Annotated in this window: 14 protein-coding genes; 8 read left to right on the forward strand and 6 right to left on the reverse strand. The window is 64.4% G+C overall.

The window, feature by feature from the left end; translation table 11 throughout:
* The first annotated feature begins 193 nt into the window (after positions 1-193).
* The 5 genes from IVB36_RS04435 (at position 194) to IVB36_RS04455 (ending at position 6,888) form a co-directional block, all read left to right on the forward strand.
* Positions 194-1,939 (forward strand): type I secretion system permease/ATPase, encoded by a 1,746-nt coding sequence (locus IVB36_RS04435; protein WP_018457590.1) that lies wholly within the window; start codon positions 194-196, stop codon positions 1,937-1,939.
* Positions 1,936-3,270, forward strand: a complete 1,335-nt coding sequence (locus IVB36_RS04440; RefSeq protein ID WP_018457589.1) for an HlyD family type I secretion periplasmic adaptor subunit — start codon at positions 1,936-1,938, stop codon at positions 3,268-3,270. The genes IVB36_RS04435 and IVB36_RS04440 overlap by 4 nt, the downstream gene beginning before the upstream one ends.
* 175 nt (positions 3,271-3,445) lie before the next feature.
* Entirely contained in the window at positions 3,446-4,924 is a 1,479-nt protein-coding gene (locus tag IVB36_RS04445) for an AMP nucleosidase (protein ID WP_247390764.1), read from the forward strand.
* 86 nt (positions 4,925-5,010) lie between these two features.
* Positions 5,011-5,277, forward strand: a complete 267-nt coding sequence (locus tag IVB36_RS04450) for a DUF1488 family protein (RefSeq protein WP_231171036.1) — start codon at positions 5,011-5,013, stop codon at positions 5,275-5,277.
* Positions 5,278-5,517: 240 nt separating this feature from the next.
* Positions 5,518-6,888, forward strand: coding sequence for a hypothetical protein (locus IVB36_RS04455; RefSeq protein ID WP_018457586.1), 1,371 nt, complete (start codon positions 5,518-5,520; stop codon positions 6,886-6,888).
* Between the two features lie 27 nt (positions 6,889-6,915).
* On the opposite strand, the gene IVB36_RS04460 is transcribed toward IVB36_RS04455, so the two are convergent.
* Positions 6,916-8,004, reverse strand: a complete 1,089-nt coding sequence (locus IVB36_RS04460; protein ID WP_247390766.1) for a Zn-dependent alcohol dehydrogenase — start codon at positions 8,002-8,004, stop codon at positions 6,916-6,918.
* A 44-nt stretch (positions 8,005-8,048) separates the two neighbouring features.
* Entirely contained in the window at positions 8,049-9,833 is a 1,785-nt protein-coding gene (locus tag IVB36_RS04465; protein ID WP_247390767.1) for an acyl-CoA dehydrogenase family protein, read from the reverse strand.
* A 231-nt stretch (positions 9,834-10,064) separates the two neighbouring features.
* Here IVB36_RS04465 and IVB36_RS04470 point away from each other — a divergent pair, with 231 nt between their 5' ends.
* Together IVB36_RS04470 and IVB36_RS04475 are read left to right on the forward strand one after the other, a co-directional pair.
* Positions 10,065-10,766, forward strand: a complete 702-nt coding sequence (locus IVB36_RS04470; protein ID WP_018457582.1) for an SDR family NAD(P)-dependent oxidoreductase — start codon at positions 10,065-10,067, stop codon at positions 10,764-10,766.
* 111 nt (positions 10,767-10,877) lie between these two features.
* Complete coding sequence (locus IVB36_RS04475) at positions 10,878-11,708, forward strand: enoyl-CoA hydratase (protein WP_018457581.1); 831 nt, start codon at positions 10,878-10,880, stop codon at positions 11,706-11,708.
* Between the two features lie 51 nt (positions 11,709-11,759).
* Here IVB36_RS04475 and IVB36_RS04480 read toward each other — a convergent pair whose 3' ends face one another.
* Positions 11,760-12,383 carry a GNAT family N-acetyltransferase gene (locus tag IVB36_RS04480; protein ID WP_018457580.1) on the reverse strand — a complete coding sequence of 208 codons (624 nt, stop codon included), beginning with the start codon at positions 12,381-12,383 and terminating at the stop codon, positions 11,760-11,762.
* An 80-nt stretch (positions 12,384-12,463) separates the two neighbouring features.
* Positions 12,464-12,667 carry a DUF1127 domain-containing protein gene (locus tag IVB36_RS04485; RefSeq protein ID WP_007599575.1) on the reverse strand — a complete coding sequence of 68 codons (204 nt, stop codon included), beginning with the start codon at positions 12,665-12,667 and terminating at the stop codon, positions 12,464-12,466.
* A 110-nt stretch (positions 12,668-12,777) separates the two neighbouring features.
* On the opposite strand from IVB36_RS04485, the gene IVB36_RS04490 reads away from it, so the two are divergent.
* Positions 12,778-13,677 carry a transcriptional regulator GcvA gene (locus IVB36_RS04490; RefSeq protein WP_026233402.1) on the forward strand — a complete coding sequence of 300 codons (900 nt, stop codon included), beginning with the start codon at positions 12,778-12,780 and terminating at the stop codon, positions 13,675-13,677.
* Positions 13,678-13,714: 37 nt separating this feature from the next.
* Here IVB36_RS04490 and IVB36_RS04495 read toward each other — a convergent pair whose 3' ends face one another.
* Together IVB36_RS04495 and IVB36_RS04500 are read right to left on the reverse strand one after the other, a co-directional pair.
* Complete coding sequence (locus tag IVB36_RS04495) at positions 13,715-14,128, reverse strand: Rieske (2Fe-2S) protein (RefSeq protein ID WP_018457577.1); 414 nt, start codon at positions 14,126-14,128, stop codon at positions 13,715-13,717.
* Positions 14,128-15,237 carry an amidohydrolase family protein gene (locus IVB36_RS04500; RefSeq protein ID WP_018457576.1) on the reverse strand — a complete coding sequence of 370 codons (1,110 nt, stop codon included), beginning with the start codon at positions 15,235-15,237 and terminating at the stop codon, positions 14,128-14,130. Before IVB36_RS04500 ends, IVB36_RS04495 begins: the two co-directional genes overlap by 1 nt.
* Between the last annotated feature and the right edge of the window lie 10 nt (positions 15,238-15,247).

Below are 15,247 nucleotides of genomic sequence, written 5' to 3' on the forward strand. Positions count from 1 at the left end.
AGAAAAAGCCGCAAGATCGTGAGATTCCGGACTTGCGTGCAAGGTCGGTCGGGGGTGATGTGGGCCATAGGGGTCCCGGGTGTTCGACTGCGTTGAGCGATGAGCGCAAACGCGATGTTAATCCGGGTCAATTACTCCTGAATTTGCCTTTGAAATCAGGGACTTTGGCCCCTACCCGAAAGAGATCAGACTGATGGCAGCCGTTCCCGGCGTCCGCCGCTCAGAGCTCGGTGATGCGCTGCGCGCCTGTCGCACGGCGTTTGTCGGCGTCGGCTTGATGAGCTGCATGATCAACCTGCTCTATCTGACCGGGTCGATCTTCATGCTGGAGGTCTACGACCGGGTGCTGCCGAGCCGCAGTATTCCGACCCTGGTCGGCCTGATCGTCCTCGCCGGTTTCCTCTACATGGCGCAGGGCGTGCTGGACATGATCCGCAACCGGATCTTGGGCCGGGTCGGTACCGCCCTGGACGAAGCCTTGAACAAGCGGGTGTTCGACACCATCGTGCGCCTGCCGCTGCTGGTTGGCAGCCGCAACGAGGGGCTTCAGCCGCTGCGGGATCTCGACAATGTCCGTTCCTTCCTCGGCGGCATGGGACCGAGCGCGTTCTTCGACCTGCCCTGGCTGCCGCTCTATCTCGCCATCTGCTTCGCCTTCCACGTCATGATCGGCGTCACCGCGCTGGTCGGAGCCGTCATCCTGGTCGGGTTGACGCTGGTCACCGAGTTCATGTCCCGCCAGCCGGCGCGCGAGGCGATGGGGCTCGCCGCCCAGCGCAACGATCTCGCCCAGGCCAGCCGCCGCAATGCCGAAGTCATGGTGTCGATGGGCATGGCCGGCCGGATGAACGCGCGCTGGAGCGAGGCCAACGAAAAATATCTCGACGGCAACCAGCGTGCGAGCGACGTCGCCGGCGGTCTCGGCGCGGTCGCAAAAGTGCTGCGCATGATGCTGCAATCGGCCGTGCTCGCGGTCGGCGCCTATCTCGTCATCCACCAGGAGGCGACCGCCGGCATCATCATCGCCGGCTCGATCCTCTCGGCACGCGCGCTCGCGCCGGTCGACCTCGCGATCGCGCACTGGAAATCCTTTGTCGCGGCACGCCAGAGCTGGCATCGTCTGACCCGCCTTCTCGAGCAGATGCCGGCGCAGACGATGCCGACCCAGTTGCAGGCGCCCACCAGCCGCCTCTCGGTCGAAGGTATCGCCATGGTGCCGCCGGGCGACCAGCGCCTCATCGTGCAAGACATCACCTTTGCGCTCGAAGCCGGCAATGGCCTCGGCGTGATCGGACCGAGCGGCTCCGGCAAGTCGTCGCTGATCCGCGCGCTGGTCGGCGTCTGGCAGCCGGTCCGCGGCAAGGTGCGGCTCGACGGCGCGGCGCTCGACCAGTGGTCGTCGGACATGCTTGGCCGCCACATCGGCTATCTGCCGCAGGACGTCGAATTGTTCGGCGGCACCATCGCGCAGAACATCAGCCGCTTCGATCCCGAGGCCACGTCTGACGGCATCATCGGCGCCGCCAAGGAAGCCGGCGTGCACGAGATGATCATCAAGATGCGCGAGGGCTACAACACCCAGGTCGGCGAGCAGGGCACGGCGCTCTCCGCGGGCCAGGCGCAGCGCGTGGCGCTGGCGCGCGCGCTCTATGGCAACCCCTTCCTGATCGTGCTCGACGAGCCCAATTCCAATCTCGATACCGAAGGCGACGAGGCGCTGACCCGCGCCATCCGCGCGGCGCGCGAGCGCGGCGCCATCGTCATCGTAGTGGCGCACCGTCCGATCGGCGTGGAAGCGGTTGACCAGATCCTGGTGCTGCGCGACGGCCGCATGCAGGCCTTCGGGCCGAAGGAACAGGTGCTCGCCCAGGTGCTCCAGCCGCGCGTGACGCCGCCGGCGCCGATCAAGATCGTCAGCGAAGGCGGAGCCAAGGCATGAGCACGATGGCGCTCGGCGGCGCGAAGCCTGCCGCGAAGAGGACCGTACGGCAGTCGATCCGGTTTCACCTGATGCTCGGGCTTGGGATCGTGCTGGTCCTCCTGGTCGGCCTCGGCGGCTGGGCTTCGACGGTGCAGATTTCGGGCGCGCTGATCGCGCCGGGTCAGATCGTCGTCGAGTCCAATGTCAAAAAGGTGCAGCATCCGACCGGCGGCGTCGTCGGCGAGGTGCGTGCTCGCGATGGCGACGTAGTTAAGGCTGGCGACATCGTGGTGCGGCTCGACGACACCGTCACCAAGGCGAATCTCGCCATCGTCACCAAGAATCTCGACGCGGCGCAGGCGCGTGCGGCGCGGCTCCAGGCCGAGCAGCGCGGAATCGACAGGATCGACTACCCGCAAGCGTTGCTCGATCGCGGCAACGATCCCGACGTCAAGGCGCTGCTCTCCGCCGAAACCAAGCTGTTCGACGTCCGCGTCAACGGACGCGCCGGCCAGAAGGCGCAGCTGCGCGAGCGCATCCAGCAGCTCAATGAAGAGATCGAGGGCCTCTCCGCGCAGGAGCGGGCCAAGGACAAGGAAATTTCGCTGGTGCAGCAGGAGCTCGTGGGTGTCCGCGATCTCTATGACAAGCACCTGGTGCAGATCTCCCGTCTGACCACGCTCGAACGCGACAGCGCCCGCCTCAACGGCGAGCGCGCGCAATACATCGCCTCGCGGGCGCAGGCCAAGGGCAAGATCACCGAGACCGAGCTCCAGATCATCCAGGTCGACAAGGACATGGTCAGCGAGGTCTCGAAGGATCTGCGCGAGACCAACGACAAGATCGGCGAAATGATCGAGCGCAAGGTCGCCGCCGAGGACCAGCTTCGCCGTGTCGACATCCGCGCGCCGCAGGACGGCATGGTGCTGCAATCGACGGTGCATACCGTTGGTGGCGTCATCACCGCCGGCGACGCCCTCATGCTGATCGTGCCGCAGGCCGACGATCTCCAGGTCGAAGCCAAGGTCAATCCGGTCGATATCGACAAGCTCCAGATCGGCCAGAAGACGCTGCTGCGCCTGTCCGCGTTCAACCAGCGCACAACGCCGGAGCTCAACGGCGTCGTCAGCCGCGTCTCGCCCGACGTCACCACCGATCAGCGCACCGGCCAGAGCTACTACACCATCCGCGTCTCGCTGTCCGCAGAGGAGGTCGCCAAGCTCGGTGACTCCAGGCTGATCCCCGGCATGCCGGCGGAAGCGTTCGTCCAGACCGGCGATCGCACCATGCTGTCCTACCTGATGAAGCCGCTGCACGACCAGTTCATGCGAGCGTTCCGGGAGAAGTGACGCGCGAAAGCGCGTCATCCCATTCGTCATTGCGAGCGCAGCGAAGCAATCCAGGTCGCCTCCGTGGCGAGATTTCTGGATTGCTTCGCTACGCTCGCAATGACGGGCGGCTTCTTTCTTGCTTTAGTTTTCTTGCTATAGTTCGATTCAGCCCCAGCAAACCCGGCGTCGAACAATGCAATCCATCCAATCTCCACCCTCCGTCGCCACCGAATCCTATTCCGACGCCGGCCTCGCCGTCGCCCGCCTCGAAGAGATCTACGAGCGCAACACGAAGTTCCTGCGCGACCGGTTCGAAGCTTACGTCAACGGCGAGGCAATCACGACGCGGGTGCGGGCCTTCTATCCCTTCGTCCGTATCACCACCGCGACGCATGCGCGGCTGGATTCGCGGCTCGCCTACGGCTTCGTCGCGCGGCCCGGTGTGCACGAGACCAGCGTCACGCGGCCGGATCTGTTCCGGACTTATCTCACAGAGCAGATCGGACTGTTGATCCAGAACCACGGTGTCCCAGTCGAAATCGGCGAGTCCAGCGAACCGATCCCCGTTCACTTCGCCTATCGCCGCGACATCAACATCGAAGCCGCCATCACCACCAGCGAGAACTCGCCGGTGACGCGATCGCTGCGCGATGCGTTTGACGTGCCTGATCTGGCCACCATGGACGATGCCATCGCCGACGGCACTTTCGAGCTCCAGCCCGGCGCGCCCGAACCGCTGTCCCTGTTTCGGGCGGCCCGCGTCGACTACTCGCTGCGCCGGCTCTACCACTACACGGGCACGGATCCAGAGTATTTCCAGAACTTCGTGATCTTCACCAACTACCAGTTCTATGTCGACGCCTTCGCGCAGCTTTGCCAGCAGCGGCTTCAGGCTGGCGAGGCGGGCCTCGATGCCTTCGTCGCTCCAGGCAATGTGATCACGCGCAGCGGCGGCGCGACGACGGGCGTTGCGCCCGCGCGCACGCCGCAGATGCCTGCCTTCCACCTGGCCGCGCCCGGCTATCGTGGTATCACCCTGATCAACATCGGCACCGGTCCGTCGAACGCGCGCAACGTCACCGACCATGTTGCCGTGCTGCGGTCCCATGCCTGGCTGATGCTCGGCCATTGCGCGGGCCTGCGCAACACGCAGCGGCTCGGCGACTACGTGCTCGCCCATGGCTATGTGCGCGAGGACCATGTGCTCGATCGTGAGTTGCCGCTGTGGGTGCCGATCCCGGCGCTCGCGGAGATGCAGGTGGCGCTCGAGGAGGCGGTCGAGGACGTCACCGGGCTCGAAGGATTCGAGCTCAAGCGCCTGATGCGCACCGGCACCGTCGCGAGCGTCGACAACCGCAATTGGGAGATCAGCGGGCCCGATGTCATTCGCCGCTTGTCGCAATCGCGCGCGGTTGCGCTCGACATGGAATCGGCCGCGATTGCCGCCAACGGCTACCGCTTTCGCGTCCCTTACGGCACGCTGCTGTGCGTCTCCGACAAGCCTCTCCACGGCGAGATCAAGCTCGCAGGCATGGCCAGCGAATTCTACCGCCGCCGCGTCGGCCAGCATCTCGAGATCGGCTTAAAGGCGCTGGAACGGCTCAAGCAGCAGGAATCCGAGCGACTGCATTCCCGCAAGCTCCGCAGTTTCGCCGAAGTTGCATTTCAGTAGGCCATGGATTGCCTTTGCTGCTGACAAGCAGCGGGATTTTCGGCATTTTCGGCGCGGGGGTCGACCGGGACGAATTGATGCCACTCATGCGCGACAGGATCATTGGCCATGATCTCGAACGGCTCGCCTTTCGCTTCACCATGCTGAACGACGGCGAGGTCGTGCAGTGCCAGATCAGCGACGCCGCCATGGACGAGCTTGCGGGCATGCAAGGCACCGAAAGCAGCGCGCGGCAGGCCCAGTTCCTGTCGCTGCGCGAGACCATCGAGCGGCTCGCCTCAGACCTCTACGACGAGGCGCCGCGGGTCAGGGGCCATGTGGTGCGGATCTTCACGCGACATTTGCAGCGATAGTGCCGCTCCAGCCTCCGCCGTCATGCTCCAGGACAGTTCATCAGTTGGTCAAGATTTGGTCTTGCCGGGCTTACCTTCCCGCCGGCAGCCATTTCGACGAGCGTCAATTCCTCTAAAGCATTCGCTAACCAAGCAACCGTTTCGCGGCAATCTTAAGACCTGCGAAACCAGACGTTATCCAGCTATGAATTGATGGCCCGTAGAGGTTGGGTCACGAAATGGAGCCTCACGAGTGATCGCGTGACAAAAGACATTGTTGGAATCGACGCGATCCGCGGGCCCGGTCATGACGTCAATCCGAACAAGACGCAGCCAGAGAGTTGGCGGCTTGCAATCGCCGTCGCGATCGGATGTGGACTTGTCGGCCTTGCGCTCCGCTACGTTGCCCGGGAACACGCGACCGATGACGCCATTCAGCATCTGATCCCCTGGTATGTCTTTGCTCGCGATCACGGAGTCGCCGGGCTGGCCGAAGCCTTTACCAACTACACGCCGTTCTACAGCTACCTCCTGCTGATTGCCGCCCGATTTGATTGGCTAGGCGAGCCACTTTCCCTCGTGAAAGCGATCTCGGCAGTATTCGAGTTGGGCTGCGCGATCACTGTGGCCCAGATCGTCTGGCGAGCGACAAAGCTGCCGTTGCGAGCTTCCCTGGCCTTCTGCGCTGTCTGGCTTGCACCGACGGTGATCTTCAACGGCGCGGTGTGGGCGGAGAGTGATTCGATCTGGACGTACTTCACGCTGGTTTCCATCGCGCTGTTCATGCGGGACCGAAATGGCGTTGCGTCATTTGCGATGGCATTTTCGGTGAAGGCTCAGGGCGTGTTCCTGGGACCCTTCGTGCTCGGCATGATTCTGCGCCGCAGGATCCACCCGGCATGGCTCGCCACCGTTCCCGGGATCTATGTGGTTCTCGCCATTCCGGTTCTGGTCGCCGGTAGATCTTTGGCCTCCGTGTTCGCGGTCTATCTGGACCAAGCTCACACCTTCAATCGCCTCACCATGAACGCAGCGAACATCTGGGTGCTGGCTGGCGGACTGCCGTACGCGATCGGAGTCGCCGTCGGCATGGTGCTCGCGGCCGCGAGCGGGCTCGCCTTGTCGATCTTCATCGCGCGCTCTCGACGGGCGGGGCCGGAGTTTATTCTGCTCGTCGCCTGTGTATCGCTCATGCTCATGCCGTATCTGCTCCCGAAGATGCACGAGCGGTACTTCTACGCGTTCGAGCTTGCGTCGATCGCGCTGGCCTGCCTCAATCCGCGCTATGTGCCCTTCGCGGTGATTGCTCAGGTCGACGGCGTGTTATCCTATCTCGCGTTCGAAAACGGAATCGTCCTGGGCGTGCTGCCGGCGGCACTCTGCAACAGCCTTCTCGTGTACTACCTCGTGCATGATCTTTGGCGCGGCGAACGTGGATTTCGCTTTCCGAAGCTTGCTTGGCTCGGCTTCATCGCGTCGACCGCGGGATTGTTCTCCTATCTGGTCATCGAAGGGCCCGGTTTGAACATATCGCCCCTGTACCTGCTCGCCACGGGTCTCGTGACAGCTGCGGCGCTGCTGCTCCTGAAAGAGTCGCGTGGCGACTTGGCCGGCCCGGACCAGTTGCCTTAATCCTGGGCGACCCGCGTCATCGAGCCATCAGCTGTCAAACATGATCACGCTGCGCAGCGTCTTGCCGGCCTTCATGTTGGCAAACCCTTCGTTGATCTCGGAGAGCTTCAGCTTGGCCGAGATCCAGTCTTCCAGATGCAGCCGGCCGCGCAGGTAGAAATCCACCAGCCGCGGCATGTCGACGCGAAAATGGTTCGAGCCCATCGATGAGCCCTGGATCCTGCGCTCGCGCAGGAAGTCGAAGCCGTGCAGCTCGATCTTCTGGCCGAACGGAATCATGCCGACGATGGTGGCCGTGCCGCCCGAGGCGAGCATGCCGAAGGCCTGCTCCGCGGTCTCCTTGCGGCCGAGCACCTCGAAGGAATGATGCACGCCGCCATTGGTGAGATCGCGCACCTGCTTCACGACGTCGCCGTCTGCCGGATTAATGATGTCGGTGGCGCCCAGCTTGGTCGCGAGCTGGAGCTTGGCCGGGTTGGTGTCGATGGCAATGATGCGGCCGGCGCCCGCGATCTGCGCGCCGTTGATCGCGGCCATGCCGACACCGCCGCAGCCGATCACGGCCACGGTCTCGCCGGCCGTCACCTTCGCCGTGTTCACGACCGCGCCGTAGCCGGTGATGACGCCGCAGCCGATCAGCGCGGCCAGATCGAGCGGCATCTCCTTGCGGATTTTGACCATCGCGTTCTCGTGCACCAGCATCTGCTCGGCGAAGGACGAGAGGTTGAGGAACTGATGCAGCTTCTCGGAGCGAGCCCATTGCATCCGATTGGACACCCCCGGCAGCAATTTCACCGTGGTGTCGGTGCAGAGCACCGTGCGGCCCGTGGTGCAGTTGTCGCAGGTGCCGCAGAATACCGAAAGACAGGTGACGACATGATCACCGGGCTTCACATAGGTGACGTCGGAGCCGACCTGCTCGACGACACCGGCCGACTCGTGCCCGAGCACCGCGGGCAGCGGATGCGGATAAAGGCCTTCCATGAAGTGCAGATCGGAGTGGCAGAGACCTGCGGCCGAGGTCCGGATCAGGACCTCGCGCGGGCCGGGCTTCGGCAGGCTGACATCCTCGATGACTAGGGGCTTGTTGACTTCATGGAGGACGGCCGCCTTCATCGAGCACTCCCTATCGCTTTTTTTGCTTCGAACGTGGGTGCAGCCTACGCTGCCAGGACCAGTTCGCCAACCTCGCTCATGCTGCCTGCACGATCGCCGAGCAGCAGCGCCGCGATCTTCTGCTGCACGGCATTTTCCGTCAGCCGGAACGGATCGCTCGGCGACACCCGGTGATCGATCACCAGCCGCGACAACAACAGCCTGCGCGCATCGCCCCGCATGTCGTGAATACGATGCGCCTCCCAGGCGAGCGCGACGGCACCGGCGACATGATAGAGCAGGCTGGTGGCGCGGCGCGCATCGGCCTCATTGTCGGCCTTTCCCGCGACCTCGCGTGCGAAGCCCACCGCACGATCGGTGAGCGTGTGCAGCCGGTCGCGCCAGGCCTGCGGCACCGAGGGGCTGTCATCGAGGCGAGCATGCAGATCGGCGGCCAGCGCGGATTCGGCGCCGTGGCGGCCGACCGCACGCCTCAGCGCATCGATCGCGACGATGTTGCCGGTGCCTTCCCAGACCGAACCGAGATGCGCGTCGCGGAGCAGGCGGGCGGTCGCGAATTCCTCGATATAGCCGATGCCGCCGCGCATCTCGAGCGCATCGCCACAGACCTTTCGCGCATCGCGGGTGGCGCGGAATTTCAAGGTCGGCGTCAGGATGCGCAGCAGTGCGGCCGCATCCTGGCTGCCGGCCTCGGCGCGGTCGAGCGCGTCCGCAGTGAGAAAGCTCATCGACAACGCCTGCTCGACCGGCAGCATGATCTTCAGCATCTGGCGCCGACCTAGCGGCAGGTCGATGATGCGGTTGCCGAACACCACGCGGTTTTTCGCCACCGTCATCGCGTCATGGTAGGCCCGCCGCATCAGCGCGGTGGATTTGACGCCATTTGAGAGCCGCGACGAGTTCACCATCTCGGCCATCTGCACGAAGCCGCGGTCGAGCTTGCCGACCGCGTAGGCGATCGCGCCTTCGAGCTTGATTTCACCCGAGGCCATCGAGCGCGTGCCGAGCTTGTCCTTCAGACGCACGATCCGGTAGTGGTTCTGCGAGCCGTCGTCGAGGAAGCGCGGCATCAGAAACAGGCCGACTCCGCGCGTGCCGGGGCCGGCACCTTCGGGGCGCGCCAGCAGCATCACGATCTTTGCGTCGGCGTTCGAGCAGAACCATTTTTCGCCGGTGAGGCGCCAATGGTCGCCTTCCTGCACGGCCGTCGTGGTCAGCGTGCCGACATCGGAGCCGCCTTCCTTCTCGGTCATGAACTGGCCGCCCTGGGTCAGCTTGCTCATGTCGGTCTGGGTTAGTCCGTCGAGATATTTCGCCTTCAGCGCCTCGCTGCCGAAATTCGCGAGCAGCTTGGCGCAGCCGTCGGTTACGTTGATCGGGCAACCCATGCCGAATTCGGTCTGGTTGAACAGGAAGGTGAAGGCGTGCTTGGCGACGACAGGATATTTGTCCGGCCAGCCCATGATGCCCTTGCGGATCGAGAGCGCGTGGATGCCGAACTCGCCGAAGGCGGCCTTCTCCAGCTCGCGATAGGCCGGGTGGTATTCGATCCACTGCACGTCGCGACCGAACTTGTCGCGCTGGTGCAGCACCGGTGTGTGCCGGTCGGCGAGCCGCGCGCATTCATCGAGCACGCCGCCGGCGAGTTCGCCCAGCCGATCGAGATGCGGCTCGATGTGGCGGAATAGCGTCTCCGGTAGAAGAATGCGGAGGAGATCGGTGAGTGCCTGATCGGCGCGGTAGAAATTCATGCCGGTGGTATCGGGAGCCAGCAGTCCGGATGGTGCGGCCGCGACCTGTTTTGGCTGCGCGGGGGCCGGCTGTCGCATGATCATCCTCTTCGTTTCCGCCTTGCGGTCATTTTGCGCTGATTTGGCGCTTGCCGCTTGTGATGATGTCGATCATGCTCCAGTCGCGAAAGCGGATAAAGCCGCAAATTGTCAGGGAGGCATGATCGCCGTGAGGGCGCAATTCGCTCTGCGGAATTATGATCGTCCCGGCTGGTTGTCCGCGCGGACCGTGCATAGATCAGCGGCTTCCCGTCTTCGAGAGATCACGCCATGGAACACCCGAAATACAAGATCGCCCTCATCGTCGGCGCCGGCGAAGGCCTGAGCGCCTCGCTGGCGCGGTTGTTGTCCGCCCAGGGCATCCGCGTCGCGCTGGCCGCGCGAAAAATCGAGAAGCTCGGCGCGCTCTGCAGCGAGACCGGCGCCAAGGCCTATGCCTGCAACGCCACCGAGCCTGATGCGGTCGAACGCCTGTTTGGCCTGGTCGAACGCGAGATCGGCATGCCCGACGTGGTCGTCTACAACGCCAGCGGCCGCGCGCGCGGGCCGTTCGTCGATCTCGTTCCGGCCGACGTGGCGAACGCCATTGCGGTCAGTGCCTATGGCGGCTTCCTGGTGGCGCAGCAAGCGGCCAGGCGCATGCTGCCGAACCAGCACGGCGCGATCCTGTTCACCGGCGCTTCGGCAAGCGTCAAGGGCTATGCGCAGTCCGCGCCGTTCGCGATGGGCAAGTTCGCACTGCGCGGGCTCGCGCAGAGCATGGCGCGCGAATTGTCGCCGCAAGGCATCCATGTCGCCCATTTCGTGATCGATGGCGGCATCAGGAGCGCAGCGCGCACGGAAGCGCCGGAGAAGCCGGATTCAATGCTCGATCCCGATGCCATCGCGGAGAGCTACTGGAACGTGTTGCAGCAGCCGCGCAGCGCCTGGAGCTGGGAGCTGGAGCTGCGGCCCTGGGTGGAGAAGTTTTGAGGCAAGCTGCCGTAGGGTGGGCAAAGGCGCATAGCGCCGTGCCCACTATCAACGACGAAACAGCAATTGGTGGGCACGCTTCGCTTTGCCCATCCTACAAGGGCGGGAATCATGTCCACGGAAACCACCATCGATACCGGCACCAGTGAACTCCTCTGCGTGATCCGCGATCGCGTCGCATTGATCACGCTGAACCGGCCCGAGGCGCGCAACTCGCTGTCGGACGCGCTGACCCCGGCGCTGCGTACGATGATCCGCTCCTGCGGCGAGAACCCCGATGTCGGCGCGCTGCTGATCACCGGCGCCGGCGAAGCGTTCTGCGCCGGCGGCAACGTCAAGGGCATGGGCGCGCATCGCGACCCGAAGAAGCTGGAGATGTCCTTTGACGACAAGGTCGCCGATCTCCAGGAGCGGCAGCGCCTGCTCACCGGCGCGCTGGTGTCGGTGCGCAAGCCGACCATCGCGGCGCTGCCGGGGCCGGCGGTCGGCGCGGGGCTCGCCATCGCCATGGCCTGCGATATCCGCATTGCCGCGCAATCGGCCTTCGTGGCCACCGGCTATGCGCGCATCGCGCTGTCCGGCGACTATGGCATCGCGTGGCTGTTGACGCGCCTCGTCGGCACCGCGCGGGCGCGCGAGCTGCTGTTCACCGGCGATCGGGTCGATGCTGTCAGGTGCGAGGCCATCGGCCTCGTCAACCGCGTGGTGCCCGATGACAAATTGCAGGCGGAGGCCTTTGCACTGGCAAAATCCCTCGCTGAAGGTCCGCGCCTCGCGTTGCGCTACATGAAGGACAATCTCGACGAGGCCCTGCTGTTCGACTTCGAGACCGCGCGCGACCACGAGGCCGAACGTCTGGTTCGCCTGACCACGACCGCCGATCACAAGGAAGCGGTGCAGGCCTTCATCGAGAAACGCAAGGCGGTGTTCACGGGGAAGTAGCGGCGCAAAAATGCCCGGCTCTGGTTTTCGCCAGGCCGGGCTCGAGTGGTGTCAGGCCGAGGCTGAGGGGCTATCGGCCTGACGGGAAAGAGCGACGAGGCGCCAGCTCGCGCAGGGAATGTCTTTCGGTGCGACGGAGATCTCCTTGTCGAAGCGCACTAGCTTCCAGTCGTCCGGATGGTTGACGAAGGCGAAGTCCGATTTACGCGCGACCGAGATCATGGCGGCGTTGGAGCGCAGCGTGTCGCCGAACATGTGGTCGGCGCCGAGCGCGGCCGCGCGGCATTCAAGATTCTTCATCAGCACGGTGGCGATGCCGTGGCCCTGCCAGCGGTCGGCAACCGACAGACCGAATTCAAGCGTCGCGGTTTCGGCATGCAGCGCATAGCGCGCTTCGGCGACGATGGTCTCGAAGCCGTCGACCATCATGGTCGCCACCACGGTAAAACGTTCGCGCTCGCCGATTTGAAGGAATTCGTGCAGCAGGCCCTGCGGCAGTTCGCTGATCGCGCCGAAGAAGCGGTTGTATCGGGACCGCGTCGAGAGCGAGCGAAAATAGTGCTGGAGCTCCTCGGTGTCGCGCGGCTCGACGAAACGAACGCGCAGCGCCTCGCCGTGTCGCGTGCGCAGCGTGTCCGAATATTGCTTCAGATCTTCCAGGCGAAGGGTGCTCATGACACGCGCCCCCAAGGGGACCAAAGGGGAAAGGGACCGCCGGCGCCCCCACAGTCAGGCGGCGCCGGCCTGGCGGCCAATCAGGCCCGCCAGAAGGGTTTGTCGGCCTCGTAGGCGACATCGCTCCAGGACAGTCCGACGTCCTGAAGGTCGCGCGCGGACCAGTTGGTGAGCTCACGCCGGGTCCGGTAACGCTCGTGCCAAACGTGAAGCGTCTCGCCGATCTGGTGGATCAGCCCTGGCGCATGATGATTTGTCATCGAATTCTGGGTCAAAGTAGACATTGCCAGCTCCTGGAGCTAAGTTGACCGCTAATATCTGCTTCCGGGTGCACTGCGACAAACGACAATTTGTACTCTTTCGCATGAAATAACGTCATGTATCCTGCTGCCAGATGACTGCCAGATTGCCCTCCCTGAATGGATTGCGGGCCTTTGAGGCCGCCGCGCGCCATCTCAGCTTCACGCTGGCGGCGTCCGAGCTGAACGTGACCCAGACCGCGATCAGCCACCAGATCCGCAGGCTCGAGGAGGAGCTCGGCATCCGCCTGTTCGTCCGGCAGAACCGCGCGCTGGCGCTGACGGCCGAGGCGCGCGACTATCTGCCGGGCGTCCGCGCCGCCTTCAACGACCTCCGGCTTGCCACCGATCGGCTGCTGCGCAAGGACGATGACAAGGTGCTGACGGTCTCGACGCTGGCTTCGCTCGCCGCAAAATGGCTGCTGCCGCGGCTGACCGATTTCCAGGAGCACCATCCCGGCATCGACGTCCGTATCACGACCTCCACCAGCCTCGTCGACTTCCAGCGCGACAATGTCGATGCCGCGATCCGCTACGGGCGCGGCCAGTGGCCGGGCTTGCGCGCCGACTGGCTGATGGCGGACGAGCTGTTTCCGGTCTGCAGCCCGTCTCTGCTGCGTGGCGACAAGCCGTTGCGCTGTCCCGAGGACCTCAAGAGCCACATGCTGCTGCACACCTCCAACGCCAACAGCGACGACTGGCGGCTGTGGTTGACGGCGGCGGGTCTGCCGGCCGACATCGCCAGGCAGCCCGGCATCACCTTCGACATGATCTTCATGACCATCCAGGCCGCGATCGACGGCATCGGCGTGGCGATGGGGCGGACCTCCTATGTCCAGGACGACATCGCCAAGGGGCGACTAGTGGTCCCCTTCAAGATCGCGCTGCCGGCCGATGCGGGCTTCTACCTGGTCGCGCCGGAGGGGCGCCGCGAAGCGCCGAAGCTCGCCGCATTCCGTGAGTGGATGATCGCGGCAACGCGGAATAAGGCCTGAAATCGTGCCGGCGCATGTCCGCGCAACCTGCTTCTCGCTACAGCTCCACCACGACGTAGTCGCTCTCGATCTTCACGGGTATCGTCTCGGCGACATACGGCCCCTTCACCACGCTTGCACCCGGCTCGACATGGGCCGGGTAGGCCTTCACGCGGAAGCGGCGAGGGTCGCAGTAGGACTGGCCGGTGCGGATGTCGAACTCCCAGCCATGCCAGGGGCAGCGAATGATCTCGCCGAGCTTGGTATATTCGATCTCGCCCGGATCCTTCGATTGCGCGAGCCCGATCAAGGGTCCCTCGCACAGCGCAGCGCCCTGATGCGGGCAGCGGTTCATCAGGCCGAAATATTCACCCTTGATGTTGAAGATTGCGATCGGCCGTCCGTCGATCTCCAGAAATTTTCGCGTGCCGGGCGGAAGCTCGTCGACCGCGGCAATCACATGCCGCGCCATCAACTGATCCCGTACAGCTTCTTCGCATTGCCGAGATAGAAGGCCTCGCGGTCGTCGTCGCTGACGCCCGCGGGCAGCACGCGCGACGGCTCGTCGTAATCCCAGTGCGGATAGTCGGTCGCGAACAGTAGCCGGTCCCAGCCGATCCACTTGATGACATCGAACAGATCCTCGCGCCGCTCCGGATCCTCCATCGGCTGCGTCGTCCACCACACCTGCTCGCGGATATATTCGGACGGCGGCCGCTTGACATGCGGCACCTCGCTGCGCAGGCGCTGCCAGACTTTGTCGAGCCGCCATGCTAGCGACGGCGCCCAGCCGAAGCCGGCCTCGATCATCACCATCTTCAACTTCGGGAAGCGCTCGAACACGCCCTCCAGCACGAGGCTTGCGAGCGCCGATTGCTGGCACTGCGAGTGGCCGACCATCTCCTCGATGTAATAGGAGGGCCAGCCCGACGGCGTGATGGGGTTGCCGCCGAAGCCGAAGGCGTGGACGCCGACGGGAAGGCCGGCCTCTTCCGCAGCCTGATAGATAGGCCAGTAGCGACGCTGGCCGAGCGGCTCGACATTGCGGCTGAGCAGCAGCACCTGCACGAAATTCTTGTCGCCGGCACGCTCGCGGATTTCCGCGGCGGCTGACAGCCCGTCCTCATTGCCGACGACGATGGACGCCTTCAGCCGCTTGTCCTTGCTGGTCCATTTGTCGATCTGCCAGTCGTTGATCGCCGAGCACAAGGCCGCCGAAAGCTCGTGATTGCGGATGCCTTGCCCGGTGTTGAGCGGATTGAGCACGCCGAGCTGCACGTTGTTGGGATCGAGCAGCTGCTTCTGCATGAAGGACAGCGAGGAGCCCTGCGGCCCGCCTTCCGGCGGATAGGCGTCGCGGCGCGAGGCGTTGGGCTGGGCCTTCGGATAGGGCGGGCCTTCCATCATGCCCTGATAGGCATGGACGCCGTACACTTCGAGATGATGCTGCCAGCGTTTGGCCAGGTAGGGATAGAGCTCGGCGCGGGTCGCGCGTGCCGGATGGATGTCGCAGTCCGCGATCGCGGTTTTGACGGCCAGTGGGGAAGCGGCTTCGGAGCTTTCGCGGAACTGAATATTCATCGCCTTGCCT

This window comes from Bradyrhizobium sp. 35, assembly GCF_023073215.1.
GTDB classification, from domain to species: domain Bacteria; phylum Pseudomonadota; class Alphaproteobacteria; order Rhizobiales; family Xanthobacteraceae; genus Bradyrhizobium; species Bradyrhizobium canariense_D.

Coding starts and splice junctions, on each gene's coding strand:
- IVB36_RS04435 (WP_018457590.1), top strand. CDS start 194: ATGGCAGCCGTTCCCGGCGTCCGCCGCTCAGAGCTCGGTGATGCGCTG.
- IVB36_RS04440 (WP_018457589.1), top strand. CDS start 1,936: ATGAGCACGATGGCGCTCGGCGGCGCGAAGCCTGCCGCGAAGAGGACC.
- IVB36_RS04445 (WP_247390764.1), top strand. CDS start 3,446: ATGCAATCCATCCAATCTCCACCCTCCGTCGCCACCGAATCCTATTCC.
- IVB36_RS04450 (WP_231171036.1), top strand. CDS start 5,011: ATGCGCGACAGGATCATTGGCCATGATCTCGAACGGCTCGCCTTTCGC.
- IVB36_RS04460 (WP_247390766.1), bottom strand. CDS start 8,004: ATGAAGGCGGCCGTCCTCCATGAAGTCAACAAGCCCCTAGTCATCGAG.
- IVB36_RS04465 (WP_247390767.1), bottom strand. CDS start 9,833: ATGCGACAGCCGGCCCCCGCGCAGCCAAAACAGGTCGCGGCCGCACCA.
- IVB36_RS04470 (WP_018457582.1), top strand. CDS start 10,065: ATGGAACACCCGAAATACAAGATCGCCCTCATCGTCGGCGCCGGCGAA.
- IVB36_RS04475 (WP_018457581.1), top strand. CDS start 10,878: ATGTCCACGGAAACCACCATCGATACCGGCACCAGTGAACTCCTCTGC.
- IVB36_RS04480 (WP_018457580.1), bottom strand. CDS start 12,383: ATGAGCACCCTTCGCCTGGAAGATCTGAAGCAATATTCGGACACGCTG.
- IVB36_RS04485 (WP_007599575.1), bottom strand. CDS start 12,667: ATGTCTACTTTGACCCAGAATTCGATGACAAATCATCATGCGCCAGGG.
- IVB36_RS04490 (WP_026233402.1), top strand. CDS start 12,778: ATGACTGCCAGATTGCCCTCCCTGAATGGATTGCGGGCCTTTGAGGCC.
- IVB36_RS04495 (WP_018457577.1), bottom strand. CDS start 14,128: ATGGCGCGGCATGTGATTGCCGCGGTCGACGAGCTTCCGCCCGGCACG.
- IVB36_RS04500 (WP_018457576.1), bottom strand. CDS start 15,237: ATGAATATTCAGTTCCGCGAAAGCTCCGAAGCCGCTTCCCCACTGGCC.